We start from the raw sequence: 18,203 nt of genomic DNA on the forward strand, positions 1-18,203 counted from the left end.
GAGCCCGCCTGGCAACGACCCCCGTGCGCTACCAGGCGGGCAGCTCTTGCAGTGATGGAATCGTGGCAGCAGCCGATAATCAACTGATAAACGGAATCCTCGCGGGGCCGGACCTGCGGTGTTGCCCGGCCGGACCGATCACACGGCGATGTCGGGTGCGTTGGAGTCGGCGTCGCCGAGGAGGCGTCGTACCTGGTCGGCCTCGGGGGAGCCGAGAGCCGTGAACTCCGTGAGAGCGTCGTGCCAGCATGCGCGGGCGCGGTCGGCCTGGCCGATGGCGTCGAGGGCTTTGCCCAGGAGGGTGAGGGCGTTTGCCTGGCGCCATGTTCCGCCGATCTGCCGGAGCAGGACCAGGGACTGTTCGGACAGGGCGGCCGCCTGGCGGAAGTTGCCGGAGGCGAGTTGAGCCTCGGACATGCGGAAGAGGGCCATGCCTTCCCACATGGGCTGCCGTGCCTCGCGGAAGACCTCCAGCGCCTCGCTGAGGCGGGCGAAGGCCTCGTCGAGGCGGTCGGCGGCGGTGAGGGCGATGGCGAGGGCGTAGAGCCCGTTGCCCAGCCGGAAACCGGCCTGGAGTTCGCGGTAGAGGACGAGAGCCTGCTCGGCGGAGGCGACGGCCGCCGGGACGTCGCCGAGGGCGATCAGCGCGCGGGAGAGGTTGCTGAGGGAAGCGGCCTCGCCATGGCGGTTGCCGTCGTCGCGGTAGGCGTCGAGGGCGTAGCGGTAGTAGTCGGAGGCCTCCTCGTTACGGCCGCTGTACGCCGCGATCATCCCGCGCAGGGTGGGGGCGTAACTGCAGGTGACCGGGTCCTCGGCGGCGAGGCCGAGGACGAGGGCGCGCTTGGCCTCCTGGTCGGCCTCGTCGAACTGGCCGGCCAGGCCGTGCAACTGGCCGAGCAGCACCCGGGCGCGGCCCTCGGCGAGGAGTTCGGCGCAGTCGCCGGTGGTGGTGACCAGCGCGCGGGCGGCCTGCTCGTACTGGCGGGAGTAGACCCCGGACTCCAGCAGGTCCTGGGCGGCGAACAGCAGGTCGGCGCCGCGCCGGAGCGGTCCGCTGCAGCCGCCGCCGGCGGCCTGCTGTACGGAGGCGAGCAGGCCGGGCGCCTCGGTGAAGAGCCATTCCAGGGCGTCGTCGCGGGTGTCGAAGGCGGCGCCGGACCGGGCCACGGGCGCCAGGTGGTCCAGGACGCGGTCGCCGGGGTTCTCCAGCTCGTACGCGTGCGCGGCGGAGGCCAGGTAGAAGTCGAGCAGGCGCGAGAGCGCCGCGCAGCGCGACTCCTCGGTCTCGTGGCGCTCCGCGCAGTCGCGGGCGAACAGCCGCAGCAGGTCGTGGAAGCGGTAGCGGGCGGGGGCGGCGGATTCGATGAGGCTGATGTCGACTAAAGCCTCAAGGAGCTCTTCGGCGTCGTACAGGTCCATGTCGAGGACGGCGGCGGCCGCGGCGAGCGAGATGTCGGGGCCGTCGGGGAGGGCCAGGAGCCGGAAGGCGCGGGCCTGCCGGCTGGTGAGCTGGCCGTAGCCGAGTTCGAAGGTGGCTTTGACGGCCAGGTCGCCGGCCTTGAGCTCGTCCAGGCGGCGGCGTTCGTCGCTGAGCTTGCGGGCGAGGAAGGAGACGGTCCAGGTACGGCGGGTGGCCAGGCGGGAGGCGGCGATGCGGATGGCCAGCGGCAGGAAGCCGCAGGCGGCCACGACGTCCAGGGCGGCCTGGCGCTCGCTGGTGACGCGCTCCTCGCCGACGATGCGCGTGAAGAGCTGCAACGCCTCCTCGGGGCTCATGACATCGAGGTCGACCAGATGGGCCCCGGCCAGATCCACCATGCGCACGCGGCTCGTTATCAGCGCTGCGCAACCCGGGGTTCCCGGGAGCAACGGCCTGACCTGCGCGGTGTCGTGGGCGTTGTCCAGCAGGGCCAGGACGCGGCGGCCGGCCAGTGTGGTGCGGTACAGCGCGGAGCGGTCGGCCAGGGAGTCCGGTATGGAGGAGTCGGCGATACCCAGCGCGCGCAGGAAGGACGCGAGGACGGCCTCCGGTTCCGCCGGGCGGGCGTCGGTGCCCTGAAGGTCGACGTACAGCTGCCCGTCGGGGAAGGCCTCGCGGGCGGCCTGCGCGACATGCACGGCCAGTGTGGTCTTGCCGACGCCGCCGATGCCGGCCAGGGCGGAGACAGCCATGATGCCGCCGCCGTCCGTCTCGCCGGACGCGGTGGCCAGGTGCTCGCCCAGCTCGCGTACGAACGAGGCCCGGCCGGTGAAGTCGGCGACCGTGGCGGGGAGCTGGGCGGGGCGGACCGGCTCGGGCGCGGTCTGCTCCTGGGAGGCGGGGGGCGCCAGCAGCGCCGGGTCGCCTTCGAGGATGCGCTGGTGGAGGTCGGTGAGTTCGGCGCCGGGGTCGACGCCGAGTTCCACGGCGAGCAGGCGGCGGGTGTCGGCGTAGACGCCCAGCGCCTCGGCCTGGCGGCCGCTGCGGTACAGGGCGAGCATCAGCAGGGCGCGGAAGCGCTCGCGCAGCGGCTGCTCGGCGGTCAGCGCCGTCAGTTCGGAGACGGCTTCGGCATGGCAGCCGACCTGGAGATCGAGGTCGAGGCGGGTCTCGGTGAGCTGGAGCCGCAGTTCGCTGAGGCGGTGGCGCTGCCCTTCGGCGTACGGGCCGGGCAGGCCGGCCAGCGGCTCGCCGTCCCACAGGGCGAGGGCCCGGTTGAGTTCGGCGCGCGCCTTGCCCAGGTCGGCGGGGGTGGCGTCGCGGGCCTTCTCGGCATCGGCGACATGGCTCTCGGCGACGGTCACATCGAGGCAGCCGGGGTCGGTGTGCAGGACGTAGCCGCCGTCGACCGTGGTGAGGGCGTCGGGGCCGAGGACCTTGCGCAGGCGGAACGCGTAACCGCGCAGCGCGGCCAGCGCGGTGGGCGGCGGCTCCTCGCCCCACAGGGCGTCCAGGAGCTCGGCGGCGGTGGCGGGCCGGCCGCCGCGCAGCAGCAGCGCGGCGAGCAGGGCACGCTGCTGCGGCGGCATGCCGGTGATCGGCTCGTCGCCGAGCCAGACCCTTACCGGGCCGAGGACCGTGAAGCGCAGTCCTGCGCCGCTCTCCATTCCCGCCCTCCCTCCGAGCCCCGCGTTTATCGATCGTTCATCGCCAACCGGAACAGTGGTCGCCGTGCCAGTTTGCCGTGTCAACCGGTCCGGGTCACCCATGAGGGGCCTGATCGGAGGGCTCAGCGCGTAAGTGTTACCAGGAATTTGAGGTTCCGTCTGTGTCGCCGCGGGGGCTTTGCTGTGTGTGTCGGGCCAATTCGATTCGTGTACGTGTGCCGGGGGGAGTGACGGGCTGCCCATGTGCTCACGATGCATGCCGGAGGCCGTGAACGGCCCGAACGACCCGACCGGTCGCAGCGGCGGGATCCCCGTCGGCGTCCACCGGCTGCCGGGACCGGTGCTGCGGCGCCGTGCCGCCCGCCAGCCGGACGCGATGCCCTACCTCGGCTGCACCTTCGCCGACCTCGACCGCCGCGCCCGCGCGGTGGCCGCCCGGCTCGGGCGGTCGCTGCCCCCGGGCAGCCGCGTCCTGCTCTCCTACCCCCAGAGCGTCGACCTGGCCGGTGCCTTCTTCGGCTGCCTCTACGCGGGCATGTCGGCGGTGCCGCTGGCCGCCGGCGGCAGCCCGGACCGTACGGACACCGTCGCCCGGGCCGTCGGCCTGTGCCGGCCCGCGGCCGTGCTCACCGGCGGCGACGCCTGGACGGCGCTGGCCGTGGACCGCGGCCGTACGCAGGTCATCGAGGCGGACGGCGCCCGCGTCGGCGGCGAGCCCGTCGAGCGGCTGGCGACGGGATGGCGGCAGGTGGGCGTGCTGCGCTCCGCCACCGCCTATGAGCGGTATGTCGCGGACGGGCTCGGCGGCGGCCGGCTGGAGGCGGCGCTCCGGCACTGCGATCTGGCCGAGCTGTTGGGGGAGATGGCCCGGGTGTCGGGTCTGGGGACGCCGGAGGAGAGCGTGGGGTGGATCGCGTCCGCCCACGGTGTGGAGGAGGCGGTGTGGCGGATCCTGCTGCCGGTGGCCACGTAGCGCTCGGGTGCCCACCTGCTTACTGACGGACCGTCAGATTCGCGCTACCGTGGTCCTCATGGAGACCTTCCCGCTCATCATTTCGGTGGACGACCACACGGTCGAGCCCCCCAACGTCTGGCGGGACCGCCTCCCGTCGGCCTACCACGACACCGCCCCGCGCATCGTCCGCGCGCCCCTGAAGTCGATCAGCTTCGTCGGCGGCCGCTTCGCCCCGCGCATGGGCGAGCCCGGCGATGACGGCCCGCTCGCCGACTGGTGGCTGTACGAGGGCCTGCGCAGGCCGCTCACCCGCCTCGACACGGCTGTCGGCTACAGCAGGGACGAGGTGAGGCTGGAGGCGATCACGTACGAGCAGATGCGGCCCGGCTCGTACAGCGTCCCCGAGCGGCTGGAGGACATGGACGTCAACCATGTGCAGTCCGCCCTGTGCTTCCCCACCTTCCCGCGCTTCTGCGGGCAGACCTTCACCGAGGCCAAGGACCACGAGCTGGGGCTGCTGTGCGTGCGCGCCTACAACGACTGGATGGTGGAGGAGTGGTGCGGGCCCCATGCGCGCGGGCGGCTCATACCCCTCACCCTGATCCCCCTATGGGACGCGGAACTGGCGGCGGCGGAGGTGCGGCGGAACGCGGCGCGGGGCGTGCGGGCGGTGTGCTTCTCGGAGATCCCCCCGGCGCTCGGACTGCCGTCCATCCACACGGACGACTGGGACCCCTTCCTGCGCGCGTGCGACGAGACCGGGACGGTCATCGCCATGCACATCGGGTCGTCGTCGCGGATGCCCTCCACGTCGGCGGACGCACCGGCCGCGGTCGGCTCCACCATCACCTTCGCCAACTGCTGCTTCTCGATGGTGGACTGGCTGATGTCGGGGAAGTTCGACCGCTTCCCGAATCTGAGGATCATGTACGCCGAAGGGCAGATCGGCTGGATCCCCTACATCCTTGAGCGGGCGGATGTGGTGTGGGAGGAGAACCGAGGCTGGGGCGGCGTCGCCGACAAGGTCCTCCGGCCGCCGAGCGAGCTGTTCGCGGAGCACATCTACGGGTGCTTCTTCGACGACGCGGTCGGGCTGCGGAACCTCGACGCGATCGGGGTCGGCAATGTGCTCTACGAGACGGACTATCCGCACTCGGACTCGACCTGGCCGAAGTCCAAGGAGGTCGGGGAGTCCCAGATGGGGCACCTGGCGCCGGATGTCGTCGAGCGGATCGTCCGGGGCAACGCGATCGAGCTGCTCGGCCTGACGGCCGACGGTCTGTGGGCGGACGCGGCGCCGCTGGTGCGGTGACCGGAATGGTTTGCCGGGGGCCGTCCCGGTGGCCGGTTCCGTCCTCAATCGCCGGACGGGCTGAATTCAGCCCGCCCGGCGATTGAGGACACAGCGCAGCCGACGGCTGCGCAACCCGGGGCGTCGCCGCCCCTGGACCCCCGAACGGAGGCGGTGACGCCCATGATGACCTACGGCATGCAACTGCCCGTCCAGTCCCAGAGCACCCTCTACGCGGAGCCCTGGGAGGCCGAGGCCGACGGCCCGGCCGACCTCGTCGAGGTCGCGCGGGCGGCGGACCGCCTCCGCTTCGCGTACATCGCCTCGTGCGACCACGTCGCGATCCCGCCGGATCTCGCGCCCGCGATGAGCGCGACCTGGTACGACCCCGTGGCGACGCTCGCCCATCTCGCCGCGGTCACCACGAACGTACGGCTGCTCAGCCATGTCGCGGTGATCGGCCTTCGCCACCCCCTCCTCACGGCGAAGCAGTACGCGACGGTGGACCACCTGTCCTCCGGGCGGCTGATCCTCGGGGTGGGCGCGGGGCATGTGCGTGCGGAGTTCGAGGCGCTGGGGGTGGACTTCGAGCGGCGCGGAGCGGTGCTGGACGCGGCGATCGACGCCGTACGGGCGCTGTGGGCGGCAGGCGGACAGCTGCCGGGGCCGGTTCAGGAGCCGGTGCCGGTGTGGGTCGGCGGGTCGTCGCCCGCGGCGGTCCGCAGGGCCGCGCTGAAGGGCGACGGGTGGTTGCCGCAGGGCGACCCCCGGGACCGGCTGCCCGCGCAGATCGGGCGGATACGGGAGCTGCGCGAGGCCGCCGGGATCGAACGGCCGATCGTGATCGGGGCGATCGCCGAGCCGCTGTACGTGGGGGAGCCGAGCTGGCCGGTCGGGCGGCGGACGCTGCACGGCAAGGGGGAGGCGATCGCGGAGAGCCTGAGGGCGTACGCGGCCATGGGGGTGGGGCAGTTGCAGGTCCGCTTCCGGTGCCGGAGCAGGGGCGAGCTGACGGACCAGATGGAGGCGTTCGCCGGTGAGGTGGCGCCGTATCTCGACTAGGGCCTGTCCCCCCGGGCAGGCCCTGAGACCGAAGGGGAAGCGATGGGCAAGCTGGACGGCCGGGTCGTACTGATCACCGGCGCTGCGCGTGGCCAGGGTGAGCAGGAGGCGCGGCTCTTCGCGGCGGAGGGAGCACGGCTCGTCCTGGCGGACGTGCTGGACGAGCAGGGCCGTGCCGTGGCCGACGACATCGGCGGGCGGTACATCCACCTCGACGTGAGCAAGGAGGAGGACTGGACCGCGGCCGTCGCCCTCGCCACCGACACGTACGGGCGGCTGGACGGGCTGGTCAACAACGCCGGGATCCTGCGCTTCAACGAGCTGGCCACCACCCCGCTGGAGGAGTTCCTGCAGGTCGTGCAGGTCAACCAGGTCGGCGCGTTTCTCGGCATGCGCACCGCGATCCCGGCGCTGGAGGCGGCGGGCGGCGGCACGATCGTGAACACGGCGTCGTATGTCGCGCTCACCGGCATGGCCGGAGTGACCTCGTACGCCGCCTCGAAGGCCGCGATCCTCGGGATGACGCGGGTCGCGGCGATGGAGCTGGCCGGCAAGGGCATCCGGGTCAACGCGATGTGCCCGGGGGCGATCGACACACCGATGTCCAACCCCGGGGAGGGCGTTACGAGCGAGGCGCTGGACGCGCTGTACGGCAAGCTCGTGCCGCTCGCGCGGATCGGCCGCCCGGAGGAGGTGGCGCGCCTCGCGCTCTTCCTGACCAGCGAGGACTCCTCGTACATCACAGGGCAGCCGTTTGTGATCGACGGCGGCTGGCTGGCCGGGGTGTCGCTGTTCTGAAGGGCGTTCCGAAGGGCCCCTCCAGCTACTTGACGGTCCATCAGGTCGGTGGAAGAGTCGTTTCAGATATCTGACGATGCGTCAGAAAAGCTAGGGACGGTGAACCCTTGGAATTCGGCATCTTCGTACAGGGATACGTGCCCAACTTCCGCTCCCAGGTCGAGCCCGACGCGGAGCACCACGCTCTGATGGAGGAGACCGAGTACGTCATCCAGGCGGACAAGTCGGGCTTCAAGTACGCGTGGTTCAGCGAGCACCACTTCCTGGACGAGTACTCGCACCTGTCCGCCAACGACGTCTACATCGGCTATCTCACCCACGCCACCGAGCACATCCACCTGGGCTCCGGCATCTTCAACCCCCTCCCGGCGGTCAACCACCCGGTGAAGGTCGCCGAGAAGGTCGCCATGCTCGACCATCTCTCCAACCGCCGCTTCGAGTTCGGCACCGGGCGCGGCGCCGGCAGCCACGAGATCCTCGGCTTCATGCCCGGCGTCACGGACATGAACGCCACCAAGGAGATCTGGGAGGAGACGATCGGCGAGTTCCCCAAGATGTGGCTCCAGGACGAGTACCAGGGCTTCCAGGGCAAGCACTGGTCCCTGCCGCCCCGCAAGGTGCTCCCCAAGCCGTTCGGGGCATCCCACCCGGCCATGTGGTACGCCGCCGGGTCGCCCTCCTCGTACGCGATGGCGGCGCGCAAGGGGCTGGGCGTGCTGGGCTTCAGCGTGCAGAAGGTCTCCGACATGGAGTGGGTCGTCGACTCCTACAAGACCGCGATCCGCGACGCCGAGCCGATCGGCGGCTACGTCAACGACAACGTCATGGTCACCACGACCGCGATCGTCGCCGAGACCCGCAAGGAAGCGGTGCGCATCGCCGCGTCCAGCAATCTGAACTACCTGCAGTCGCTGCTCTTCCGCTACCACGACACCTTCCCGCGCCCTGAGTACATCCCGCAGTGGCCGGAGCTGCTCCCGCAGTACACGGAGGAGCTGGTCGAGATGCTGGTCGACGAGGAGCTGATCATCATCGGCGACCCCGACGACGCGCTCGCCCAGTGCAAGCGCTGGGAGGCGGCGGGCGCGGACCAGCTGTCCTTCGGGATGCCGGTCGGTGTCCCGTACGAGGACACGCTGAGGACGATCCGGCTGGTCGGCGAGCACGTCATCCCCAAGATCGACACGGATCCGGTGCACCGGACGACGCGGTTCCGCGACGCCGCCGGTCACTGAACGGGGCGGCGTCTTCCCGGACCGCCGCCCGGCCCCCGGCCCGGGGCGGCCCCCGGCGCCGGGGGCCACACCGGGCTGTGCGCCTTCTGAAATTCACCCCGGAAAGGGGCAGCCATGCTCGACCACCTGATACGCGGCGCGACCGTCGTGGACGGCACCGGCGCCCCCGCCCGTACCGCCGACGTCGGCATCCGGGAGGGCCGGATAGCCGTGATCGCGGAGCCCGGGACCACGAAGGAGTCCGCCCGGAGCGCCGAGGACGCGACAGGCCTCGTCCTCACCCCCGGCTTCGTGGACCCGCACACGCACTACGACGCGCAGCTGTTCTGGGACCCGTTCGCGACGCCGTCGATGAACCACGGGGTGACGACCGTCGCGGGCGGCAACTGCGGCTTCACCCTGGCCCCTCTCAGGCCGGAGGACGCGGACTACACGCGCCGCATGATGTCCAAGGTCGAGGGGATGTCCCTGGCCGCCCTCGAAGACGGCGTCGACTGGACGTGGCGGTCCTTCGGGGAGTACCTCGACGCGCTCGAAGGCCGGATCGCGGTCAACGCGGGCTTCATGGTGGGCCACTGCGCGCTGCGCAGGCACGTCATGGGGCCGGACGCGGTCGGCGGGCAGCCGAGCCCCGCCCAGCTGGAGGAGATGCTGCGGCTGTTCCACGCCTCGATGGAGGCCGGCGGCTGGGGCCTGTCGACCACCCAGTCCTCCACCCACTCCGACGGTGACGGAAAGCCCGTCGCCTCCCGCCATGCCGGCCCGGCCGAACTGCTGGCGCTGTCCAAGGCCGTCGGCGAGCACGAGGGCACGCAGATCGAGGCGATCGTGGCGGGCTGCCTGGACCAGTTCTCGGACGACGAGATCGACCTGTTCGTGAACATGTCGGCGACGGCCGGCCGGCCGCTCAACTGGAATGTCCTCACCATCGACGCCTCCGTCCCGCAGCGCGTCCCGCGCCAGCTGCTCGCCTCCGAGCGGGCCCGGAAAGCGGGCGGCCGGATCGTGGCGCTGACGATGCCGATCCTGACCCCCATGAACATGTCGCTGGGCACCTTCTGCGCCCTGAACCTCATCCCCGGCTGGGGCGAGATCCTGTCGCTCCCGGTGCCCGAGCGCATCGCGAAGCTGCGCGACCCGGCGGTGCGCACCGAGATGCTGCGCCGGGCGGACAGCCCCGAGGCGGGCGTCTTCCGGCGGCTGGCGGACTTCGGGCGGTATGTCATCGGGGACACATATACGGAGGCGAACGCGGGCGTCAGCGGCCGCGTCGTACGGGACATCGCGGCCGAGCGCGGCCAGGAGCCCTTCCGGACGCTGGTGGAGATCTGCGCCAACGACGACCTGCGCACCGTCCTGTGGCCGATGCCGACCGACAACGACCCCGACAGCTGGGAGCTGCGCCGCCGGACCTGGGAGCACGAGGACGTGATGCTGGGCGGCTCGGACGCGGGCGCGCACCTGGACCGGATGTGCGGGGCGCCGTACACGACCCGCTTCCTGGGGGACTGCCTGCGCAGGCGCAAGCTTCTCCCGCTGGAACGCGCCGTGCGCATGCTGACCGACGACCCGGCACGCCTGTTCGGTCTGCGCGGGCGCGGCCGGATCGCCCAGGGCTACCACGCCGACCTGGTGCTTTTCGACCCGGAGCGGATCGACGCGGGCGTGGCGACCCTCGTGCACGACCTGCCGGGGGACAGCCCGCGCCTGGACTCGCGCGCGCAGGGTGTGCGCAGCGTGCGCGTGAACGGGGTCGAGACGATCAGGGACGACGAGATCACCGGGGCGATCCCCGGCAGCGTACTGAGATCCGGCCGGGACACCCGGACGGTGAGCACGGCTTGACCACCGAGTTGTCTGATGCCTCATCAGCAACTGTGAGACACGTGCAACCCACCGATAACAAGCCCTAACAAAACGGAAACCGGCTATCGGGGCCGGAGGACTAACTTCATTGCATGAGGGGCGGGACAACAGGCACGACGGAGCAGACACCGGCGGCACAGAGCGAGCCGGCACCGGAAGAAGCGCGTCCCGGACCCGTGGCGCGTCCCGGCCCCGTGCGGGCACGGCGTGCCAAACCGGCCGCCCCTCCCGCGGCGCAGGCGGTCCTCGCCGCCGCGCTGAGACGCGTACGCGCCCTGCGCAGGCGCCCCTTGCCCGGCTGGCGCACCGTCCGGGGCCGGGTCGCGGTGGTGCTCACGGTTCCGACGTGTCTGCTGCTGGCGATGGTGGGCCTGGCCGTAGAGGGCCGTATCGAGAGCTACGACGACGCGCGCAAGACGAGATCCGAGGTCGACATCTCCCTGCGCGTGCAGAATCTGGTCCACGAGCTGCAACGCGAGCGCGGCCTGACCAACGGCTACCTCAGCGGTGGCGAGGAGTACGCCGCGCAGCTGCGCGCGCAGCGCAAGAAGGTCGACACCGCGCTGTACGGCCTGCGCAACGAGCCCGCCGTCGTCGTCTCCGTGCAGGACAAGCTCGACCGCCTCACCCCGGTACGCGCCGACGTCGACATCAACGTCGCCGACCCCACCACCACACTGGACTTCTACACCGCCGCCATCACCACCCTCAACGCCGAGGACCCGGCCGCCGACAACGACGCCCGCGGCGACCGCAAACTGCGCGACGGCCTCGCCGCGATGCAGGCCCTGGCGTCGGCGAAGGAGTCCCTCGCCCTGGAGCGCGGCTCGCTGAACGGCGTGTTCGTCGCCGGGTCCTTCACCCGCACCCAGTTCCTGGACTTCACCGAGGTGCGGGCCGCCCGGCTCGCGGCTCTCGACCGCTTCAACCAGGTCGCGACCGCCGGCCAGCGCGCGGCCCTCACCAACGCCTTCAGCTCCGTCGCGGCCCACAGCGCCCAGTCGTACGAGGATCTGGCCGAGCGCGGAGTCGACGGCTCTGCCCTGCACATCGACGCCGAGGCGTGGTGGGACGACATGACCACCCTCGTCGACGCGCTGTACGCGGTGCAGCAGGAGGTCGGGGCCGACCTGCGCACGCGCACCTCGCAGCTCAGCGACGCGGCCACCACCAGGCTCCTCGAATACCTCGGCGCCGGCCTTCTCGCCCTCGCCCTGGTCACCGCCGCCTGGTGGCTGGCCTCCCGCTCCATCACCCGACCCCTGGACGCACTCGTCCGCGACGCCGACGAGGTCGCGCGGCAGCGGCTGCCGGAGGCCGTACGGCGGATCCAGGAGGACGGCAAGCTGCCGGCCGAGGGGGACGAGGATGAAGCGGACGAAGCGGACGAAACGCGAACGGTGGCAGCGAAGGCGACGCGCGGCGCCGAGGAGGTCACCAAGGTCGCCGAGGCCCTGCGCGGCGTCGAGCGCACCGCCGTCGGGCTCGCCGCCGAGCAGGCTGTGCTGCGCCGCAACACCACCGAGTCCCTGGCCAACCTCGGCCGCCGCAACCAGGGCCTCATCCGCCGCCAGCTCGGCCTCATCACCCGCCTGGAGAACCAGGAGCTGGACCCCGACGCACTGGCCGAGCTCTTCGAACTCGACCACCTCGCCACGCGCATGCGGCGTAACGCCGAGAGCCTGCTCGTCCTCGTCGGCCAGCACACGCCGCGCTCCTCCAACGGCACCGCGAACGGGCTCGAACTCGTGCAGTCCGCGATCGCCGAGGTCGAGCAGTACCGGCGGGTCATGGTCGCCACCGTCGAGCCGTGCGCCCTGCGCGGGCACGCCGTCGCCGACCTGGCCCACCTGCTCGCCGAGATCGTCGAGAACGCGCTCACCTTCTCGCCCCCGACCGAGCCCGTCGAGGTCCACGGCTGGGCCGACGGCGACGAGTACTGCATCGCCGTCGTAGACCACGGCGTCGGCATGCCCGCCGCCGACCTCGACCGCTCCAACGCCCGCCTCGCCGGAGACGAAGCGTTCCTCGTCGCCCCGACCCGCTTCCTCGGCCACTACGTCGTCGGCCGCCTCGCCCGCCGCCTCGACGTCGAGGTCCGGCTCTTCGACACCCCCGGCGGCGGCGTCTCCGCCCTCGTCACGATCCCGGCCCGGCTGCTCGCCCCGGTGACCGCCCCGCCCGACGGACCGGCAGCGGCCCGCAAGCCCCCACGCACCCCCGAGAACGTCTCCAGCATGCTCAACGGCTTCCGAGCGGGCGTCGCCCGCGCCGAGTCCAGATAGGACGGTCCCCCCATGACCACCGCACTCCAGAGCTTCGGCTGGCTCGTCTCCGAGTTCGTCCGCACCGCCGACGGTGTCACCGATGCCGTCGCCGTCTCCTCCGACGGCCTGCTCATGGCCGCCTCCGACGGTCTCGGCCGCGACCGCGCCGACCACCTCGCCGCCGTGGTCTCCGGCATCACCTCCCTGGCCCAGAACGCTTCCCGCACCCACGGCTTCCAGGGCATGAAGCTCGTCATGATCGAGATGCACGGCGGCTTCATGATGGTCGGCCGCATCCGCGACGGCTCCTGCCTCGGCGTCCTCGCCGCCGAAGGCTGCGACGTCGGCCTCGTCGGCTACGAGATGGCCGTCCTCGCCGACCGTGCCGGTGAACTCCTCACCCCGCAACTGGTCGGCGAGCTGCGCCAGGCCCCGCTGGCGGTCGGCTGAGGCTACGCTCGCAGCATGGCGCAAACCGGGATCTACCGGCACCTGCGCGCGCTGCGCGATGCTTTCACGCCGCCCGCCGGTCTGAGCTGGCCCGAGATCAGCGACGGCCAGATCGTCATGATGATCAGCCCGCGCCCGCGCCACCAGCTCACGGCCAAGCTCATCAGCCGGCAACTCGACGCCCAGCTCGCGCCGGGACTGATCGCGGCGGGAGCCACAGACGTCGAGGAGGCATCCCTTGGCAAACTGCGCATCCCGGACATCCTCGTGGTCCCGGAGGCGGCGATGGACACCGACGACCCCCTCGGCCCCCGCGAGATTCTTCTCGCCGTCGAAATCGTCTCCCCGTCCAACCCGGCCAATGACTACGAGGCCAAGGCCCATGACTACCCGGCCATGGGAATCCCGCACTACCTGATCGTGGACCCGCGCGACGGCACCTGCCTGCACCATCACGGCCCGGCCACCGAGCATGGCCGCCCCGTCTACGACAACCGGCTGAGGTACGCGTACGGCGACGCGATCACCATCGGCGGGTGGACCGTCGAGACCGTCGGCCTGCCCCGCTACAGCGTCAAGGACCTCACCGCCTGAACGGACGGATTGCCCGTGATCAACGTGACACGGCAGGGGCAACAGGCCCGACCTATGCTCGTGGGATGACGCAACGCGAGCCACGCCCGGAGGCGCAGAACACGCCGCCCACCGCCAACGGCATGCGACGTGCGCTGAAACGCGCGCGCGACGGCGTCGCCCTGGACGTGACGGAAGCCGGGATCCTGCTCCAGGCGCGCGGCAGCGACCTCGTGGACCTGATGGCAGGCGCCGCCCGCATCCGGGACGCGGGGCTGGAGAGTGCCGGCCGCCCGGGCGTGATCACGTACTCGAAGAGCGTGTTCATCCCGCTCACGCGGCTGTGCCGCGACAAGTGCCACTACTGCACCTTCGTCACCGTCCCAGGGAAGCTGCGCCGCGCGGGCCACGGCATGTTCATGTCCCCGGACGAGGTCCTGGCCATCGCCCGCCGGGGCGCCGAACTGGGCTGCAAGGAAGCCCTGATCACGCTCGGCGACAAGCCGGAGGACCGCTGGCCGGAGGCCCGGGAGTGGCTGGAGGCCGAGGGGTACGACGACACGATCGCGTACGTACGGGCCATTTCGATCCGGATCCTGGAGGAGACGGGGCTGCTCCCGCACCTCAACCCCGGCGTGCTGAGCTGGACGGACTTCCAGCGCCTCAAGCCCGTCGCACCCTCCATGGGCATGATGCTGGAGACCACGGCGACCAGGCTGTGGAGCGAGCCCGGCGGCCCGCACTTCGGCTCGCCGGACAAGGAGCCGGCCGTGCGCCTGCGCGTGCTGGAGGACGCGGGGCGCAGCAATGTGCCGTTCACCAGCGGGTTGCTGATAGGGATCGGGGAGACGTACGAGGAGCGGGCGGAGTCGCTGTTCGCACTGCGCCGCATCTCCCGCTCGTACCACGGCATCCAGGAGCTGATCATCCAGAACTTCCGCGCCAAGCCGGACACGGCGATGCGCGGGATGCCGGACGCGGACCTGGACGACCTGCTCGCCACGGTCGCGGTGGCCCGGCACATCATGGGCCCGTCGGCCTGCCTGCAGGCGCCGCCGAACCTGGTGGACGCGGAGTACGCGAGGCTCATCGCGGCCGGCATCGACGACTGGGGCGGCGTTTCGCCGCTCACGCCGGACCATGTCAACCCGGAGCGGCCCTGGCCGCACATCGACGACCTCGCCGGGCACTCGGCGGCGGCCGGCTTCACCCTGCGCGAACGCCTCGCGATCTACCCGGAGTTCGTCCAGCGCGGCGAGCCGTGGCTCGACCCCCGGCTGCTGCCGCACGTACGGGCCCTGGCGGACCCGGAGAGCGGGCTCGCACTGGAGGACGTCAAGCCGCAGGGCCTGCCGTGGCAGGAGCCGGAGGAGGCCTTCACGTCCTCCGGACGCACCGACCTGCACGCGACCATCGACACCACCGGCCGCACCGCCGACCGCCGCGACGACTTCGACGCGGTCTACGGCGACTGGGAGGCACTGCGTGAGCAGGCCGCCCCGGGCATGGTCCCGGACCGGGTGGAGGCCGATGTCAAAGCCGCCCTGCGGGTGGCGGCCGACGACCCGACGAAGCTCACGGACGCCGAGGCGCTCGCACTCCTCCACGCGGACGGCCCGGCGCTGGACGCGCTCTGCCGGATCGCGGACGACGTGCGCAAGGACGTGGTCGGCGACGAGGTGACGTACATCGTCACGCGCAACATCAACTTCACCAACGTCTGTTACACCGGCTGCCGTTTCTGCGCTTTCGCGCAGCGCCGCACCGACGCCGACGCCTACACCCTGTCCCTCTCCCAGGTCGCCGACCGTGCCGAGCAGGCCTGGGAGGTCGGGGCCACCGAGGTGTGCATGCAGGGCGGCATCCACCCGGACCTGCCGGGGACGGCGTATTTCGACATCGCGCGTGCCGTGAAGGAGCGCGTGCCCGGCATGCACGTGCACGCCTTCTCCCCGATGGAGGTCGCCAACGGCGCCACGCGCACCGGCATGTCCATCCGGGACTGGCTGTCGGCCGCCAAGGAGGCCGGGCTGGACTCCATCCCCGGCACGGCGGCCGAGATCCTGGACGACGAGGTGCGCTGGGTCCTCACCAAGGGCAAGCTGCCGACCGCCACCTGGGTCGAGGTGGTCAGGACCGCCCATGAGCTGGGCATCCGCTCCTCCTCCACGATGATGTACGGGCATGTGGACCAGCCCCACCACTGGCTCGGCCACCTGCGGCTCCTCGCGCAGATCCAGCAGGAGACCGGTGGCTTCACGGAATTCGTGACTCTCCCCTTCATCCACACAAACGCGCCCGTCTACCTGGCCGGCATCGCCCGCCCCGGCCCGACCCCGCGCGACAACCGGGCCGTCACCGCGATGGCCCGCCTCCTCCTCCACCCGCACATCCCCAACATCCAGACCAGCTGGGTCAAGCTCGGCGCGGAAGGCGCCGCCGAGATGCTGCGCTCCGGGGCCAATGACCTGGGCGGCACGCTGATGGAGGAGACCATCTCCCGGATGGCGGGATCGAGTTACGGCTCGTACAAGTCCATCCAGGGCCTGGTCGCCATCGCGGACCTGGCGGGACGCCCGACCCGGCAGCGTACGACCACATATGGAGAAGTCGCGGAGGAAAGGCAAAAGGCCGGTCTGGCCTCGGACGGCCACCTGCCGGAGCTCCTGCCGGTGCTCGACAGCTGACCGGTTATGTCAAATAGAGTGCTTCGTCGGACCGATCCTGTGGCGAGGGGAGCGCGGCGATGACCACGGTGTGGGGACGGGCGCAGCAACAGGATTTCCGCAGCCGCGTCCGTGGCTGCCTGCTGGGCGGGGCGATCGGCGACGCGCTGGGCGCGGGCGTCGAATTCGACTCGCTGGAGGCGATCCGCCAGGCGCACGGCCAGGACGGCGTCACCGACTACGTGGTCGCCTTCGGCAGACGCGGCGCGGTCACCGACGACACGCAGATGACGCTCTTCACCGCCGAAGGGCTGATACGCGCCCAGGTCCGCCGCGACAGCGGCGCCTGGCACCCGCCCACCGACATCCACCGCGCCTATCTGCGCTGGGCCGCCACCCAGCACGACTGGGGCCCCGACGAGCGCCGCAAGGACACCGGCTGGCTCGCCCGCGAGGAGTGGCTCTACTCCCGCCGCGCCCCCGGCCGCGCGTGCCTCAGCGGCCTCGGCGACGACGTCATGGGCACCCTCGCCAAGCCCAAGAACCCCGAGTCCAAGGGCTGCGGAACCGTCATGCGCAGCGCGCCCTTCGGACTCCTCGTCGGCTGGGAGCCGCAGCTCGTCTTCCAGCTCGCCATCGAGTGCGCCGCCCAGACCCACGGCCACCCCACCGGCACCCTCGCCGCCGGAGCCTTCGCCGTCATCGTCCACGGCCTCACCCGTGGCGAAGGCCTTGACGCCGCCGTCCAGCGGGCCCTGGGCCTCCTCTCCGCCTACCCCGGCCACGAGGAGACCACCGACGCCCTCCAGAGAGCCCTGGGGGCCGTACGCCAAGGCCTGCCGACGGCGACCCGTGTCGAGTCCCTCGGGGAGGGCTGGACCGCCGAGGAGGCCCTCGCCATCGGCGTCTACTGCGCCCTCGTCGCCGAGGACGTACGCCACGGGCTGCTGCTGGCCGTCAACCACTCCGGCGACAGCGACTCCACCGGCTCCATCTGCGGCAACATCCTCGGCGTCCAGCACGGCGAGACCGCCCTGCCCCCGGCCTGGGTCGCCGAGCTCGAGGGGCGCGGCACCATCCTCCAGCTCGCGGACGACTTCGCCATGGAGATGACCCAGGCCCCGACCCTGCACAGCCCCAACGGCGCCTCGCCGGTGTGGATGGACCGGTACCCGAACGCGTAGACGCTGGCCTTGACGTCGGCGTCAAGGTCTACCGTCGTGCCCATGCGGATCGGAGAGCTGGCCGAGCGGGCGGGAACCACGACACGCGCACTGCGCTATTACGAGTCGCGGGGCCTCCTGCGCGCGCGGCGCACGGGCAACGGCTACCGGGCCTACGACGAGACGGATCTGGCGCTCCTGCGCCAGATCCAGCTGCTGCGGGACTTCGGTTTCGAGCTGGAGGAGACCAGGCCCTTCGTGGACTGCCTGCGCGCGGGCCACCCCGAGGGCGACTCCTGCGAGGCCTCGATCGAGGTCTACCGGCGCAAGCTGACCGAGCTGGACGACTGCATCGCCCGGCTGACAGAAGTCCGGGACGGGATCGAGGCCCGGCTGGCGAGGGCCGAGCCGCGCTGCGAGTTCACCTGTGACGGCCACAGTGATGGCCACGGCGATGGGAGTACGCGATGAAGACGGTGACCGACGAGACCTTCGCCGAGGAGGTCCTCAAGGCCGGCCTGCCGGTCCTGGTGGAGTTCACGGCCGACTGGTGCGGGCCGTGCCGGCAGATCGAGCCCGTGCTGGAGGAGGTGGCCCGCGAGGAGGAGGGCCGTCTGAAGGTGGTCCAGCTCGACGTGGACACCAACCCCGGGACGCAGTCCGCGTACGGCGTGCTCTCGATGCCGACGCTGATGGTGTTCCGCGACGGTGAGCCCGTGAAGTCCATGGTGGGCGCCCGGCCCAAGCGGCGGCTGATGCAGGAGCTGGCCGAGGTGATCTAGCGCGGGGA

General features: G+C 71.6%; 14 protein-coding genes. 13 read left to right on the top strand and 1 reads right to left on the bottom strand.

Annotated features, from left to right (window positions below):
* Positions 1-138: 138 nt before the first annotated feature.
* Positions 139-3,087: a BTAD domain-containing putative transcriptional regulator gene (locus tag OG607_RS26275; RefSeq protein ID WP_405728246.1), complete on the bottom strand. Its 2,949-nt coding sequence runs from the start codon at positions 3,085-3,087 to the stop codon at positions 139-141.
* Positions 3,088-3,343: 256 nt separating this feature from the next.
* Between OG607_RS26275 and OG607_RS26280 the strand changes: the two genes are divergently transcribed.
* From OG607_RS26280 to trxA, 13 genes are all read left to right on the top strand, one after another.
* On the top strand, positions 3,344-4,060 hold the full coding sequence (locus OG607_RS26280; protein WP_405728249.1) for an AMP-binding protein: 717 nt from the start codon (positions 3,344-3,346) through the stop codon (positions 4,058-4,060).
* 58 nt (positions 4,061-4,118) lie between these two features.
* Complete coding sequence (locus tag OG607_RS26285; RefSeq protein ID WP_405728252.1) at positions 4,119-5,354, top strand: amidohydrolase family protein; 1,236 nt, start codon at positions 4,119-4,121, stop codon at positions 5,352-5,354.
* A 162-nt stretch (positions 5,355-5,516) separates the two neighbouring features.
* Positions 5,517-6,395 carry a TIGR03619 family F420-dependent LLM class oxidoreductase gene (locus tag OG607_RS26290; protein WP_405737055.1) on the top strand — a complete coding sequence of 293 codons (879 nt, stop codon included), beginning with the start codon at positions 5,517-5,519 and terminating at the stop codon, positions 6,393-6,395.
* A 42-nt stretch (positions 6,396-6,437) separates the two neighbouring features.
* Positions 6,438-7,193, top strand: a complete 756-nt coding sequence (locus OG607_RS26295; RefSeq protein ID WP_405728255.1) for an SDR family NAD(P)-dependent oxidoreductase — start codon at positions 6,438-6,440, stop codon at positions 7,191-7,193.
* Positions 7,194-7,300: 107 nt separating this feature from the next.
* Positions 7,301-8,428, top strand: coding sequence for an LLM class flavin-dependent oxidoreductase (locus tag OG607_RS26300; protein WP_405728258.1), 1,128 nt, complete (start codon positions 7,301-7,303; stop codon positions 8,426-8,428).
* Between the two features lie 114 nt (positions 8,429-8,542).
* A complete protein-coding gene (locus OG607_RS26305) occupies positions 8,543-10,273 on the top strand; it encodes an amidohydrolase family protein (RefSeq protein WP_405728261.1) in 1,731 nt (576 codons plus the stop codon).
* A gap of 197 nt (positions 10,274-10,470) precedes the next feature.
* On the top strand, positions 10,471-12,579 hold the full coding sequence (locus OG607_RS26310) for a nitrate- and nitrite sensing domain-containing protein (RefSeq protein ID WP_405728264.1): 2,109 nt from the start codon (positions 10,471-10,473) through the stop codon (positions 12,577-12,579).
* Between the two features lie 12 nt (positions 12,580-12,591).
* Positions 12,592-13,011 (top strand): roadblock/LC7 domain-containing protein, encoded by a 420-nt coding sequence (locus OG607_RS26315; protein ID WP_405728267.1) that lies wholly within the window; start codon positions 12,592-12,594, stop codon positions 13,009-13,011.
* Between the two features lie 15 nt (positions 13,012-13,026).
* Positions 13,027-13,605 carry a Uma2 family endonuclease gene (locus tag OG607_RS26320; RefSeq protein ID WP_405728270.1) on the top strand — a complete coding sequence of 193 codons (579 nt, stop codon included), beginning with the start codon at positions 13,027-13,029 and terminating at the stop codon, positions 13,603-13,605.
* A 65-nt stretch (positions 13,606-13,670) separates the two neighbouring features.
* Positions 13,671-16,271 carry a bifunctional FO biosynthesis protein CofGH gene (locus OG607_RS26325; RefSeq protein WP_405728273.1) on the top strand — a complete coding sequence of 867 codons (2,601 nt, stop codon included), beginning with the start codon at positions 13,671-13,673 and terminating at the stop codon, positions 16,269-16,271.
* 59 nt (positions 16,272-16,330) lie between these two features.
* Positions 16,331-17,434 (top strand): ADP-ribosylglycohydrolase family protein, encoded by a 1,104-nt coding sequence (locus tag OG607_RS26330; RefSeq protein WP_405728276.1) that lies wholly within the window; start codon positions 16,331-16,333, stop codon positions 17,432-17,434.
* Positions 17,435-17,476: 42 nt separating this feature from the next.
* Positions 17,477-17,884: a MerR family transcriptional regulator gene (locus OG607_RS26335; protein WP_405728279.1), complete on the top strand. Its 408-nt coding sequence runs from the start codon at positions 17,477-17,479 to the stop codon at positions 17,882-17,884.
* Positions 17,881-18,195 carry a thioredoxin gene (gene trxA, locus OG607_RS26340; protein ID WP_405728282.1) on the top strand — a complete coding sequence of 105 codons (315 nt, stop codon included), beginning with the start codon at positions 17,881-17,883 and terminating at the stop codon, positions 18,193-18,195. Before OG607_RS26335 ends, trxA begins: the two co-directional genes overlap by 4 nt.
* Positions 18,196-18,203: the final 8 nt, after the last annotated feature.

It is taken from the genome of Streptomyces sp. NBC_01537 (assembly GCF_045040445.1).
Lineage (GTDB): Bacteria > Actinomycetota > Actinomycetes > Streptomycetales > Streptomycetaceae > Actinacidiphila.

Coding starts and splice junctions, on each gene's coding strand:
- OG607_RS26275 (WP_405728246.1), bottom strand. CDS start 3,087: ATGGAGAGCGGCGCAGGACTGCGCTTCACGGTCCTCGGCCCGGTAAGG.
- OG607_RS26280 (WP_405728249.1), top strand. CDS start 3,344: ATGCCGGAGGCCGTGAACGGCCCGAACGACCCGACCGGTCGCAGCGGC.
- OG607_RS26285 (WP_405728252.1), top strand. CDS start 4,119: ATGGAGACCTTCCCGCTCATCATTTCGGTGGACGACCACACGGTCGAG.
- OG607_RS26290 (WP_405737055.1), top strand. CDS start 5,517: ATGATGACCTACGGCATGCAACTGCCCGTCCAGTCCCAGAGCACCCTC.
- OG607_RS26295 (WP_405728255.1), top strand. CDS start 6,438: ATGGGCAAGCTGGACGGCCGGGTCGTACTGATCACCGGCGCTGCGCGT.
- OG607_RS26305 (WP_405728261.1), top strand. CDS start 8,543: ATGCTCGACCACCTGATACGCGGCGCGACCGTCGTGGACGGCACCGGC.
- OG607_RS26315 (WP_405728267.1), top strand. CDS start 12,592: ATGACCACCGCACTCCAGAGCTTCGGCTGGCTCGTCTCCGAGTTCGTC.
- OG607_RS26320 (WP_405728270.1), top strand. CDS start 13,027: ATGGCGCAAACCGGGATCTACCGGCACCTGCGCGCGCTGCGCGATGCT.
- OG607_RS26325 (WP_405728273.1), top strand. CDS start 13,671: ATGACGCAACGCGAGCCACGCCCGGAGGCGCAGAACACGCCGCCCACC.
- OG607_RS26330 (WP_405728276.1), top strand. CDS start 16,331: ATGACCACGGTGTGGGGACGGGCGCAGCAACAGGATTTCCGCAGCCGC.
- OG607_RS26335 (WP_405728279.1), top strand. CDS start 17,477: ATGCGGATCGGAGAGCTGGCCGAGCGGGCGGGAACCACGACACGCGCA.
- trxA (WP_405728282.1), top strand. CDS start 17,881: ATGAAGACGGTGACCGACGAGACCTTCGCCGAGGAGGTCCTCAAGGCC.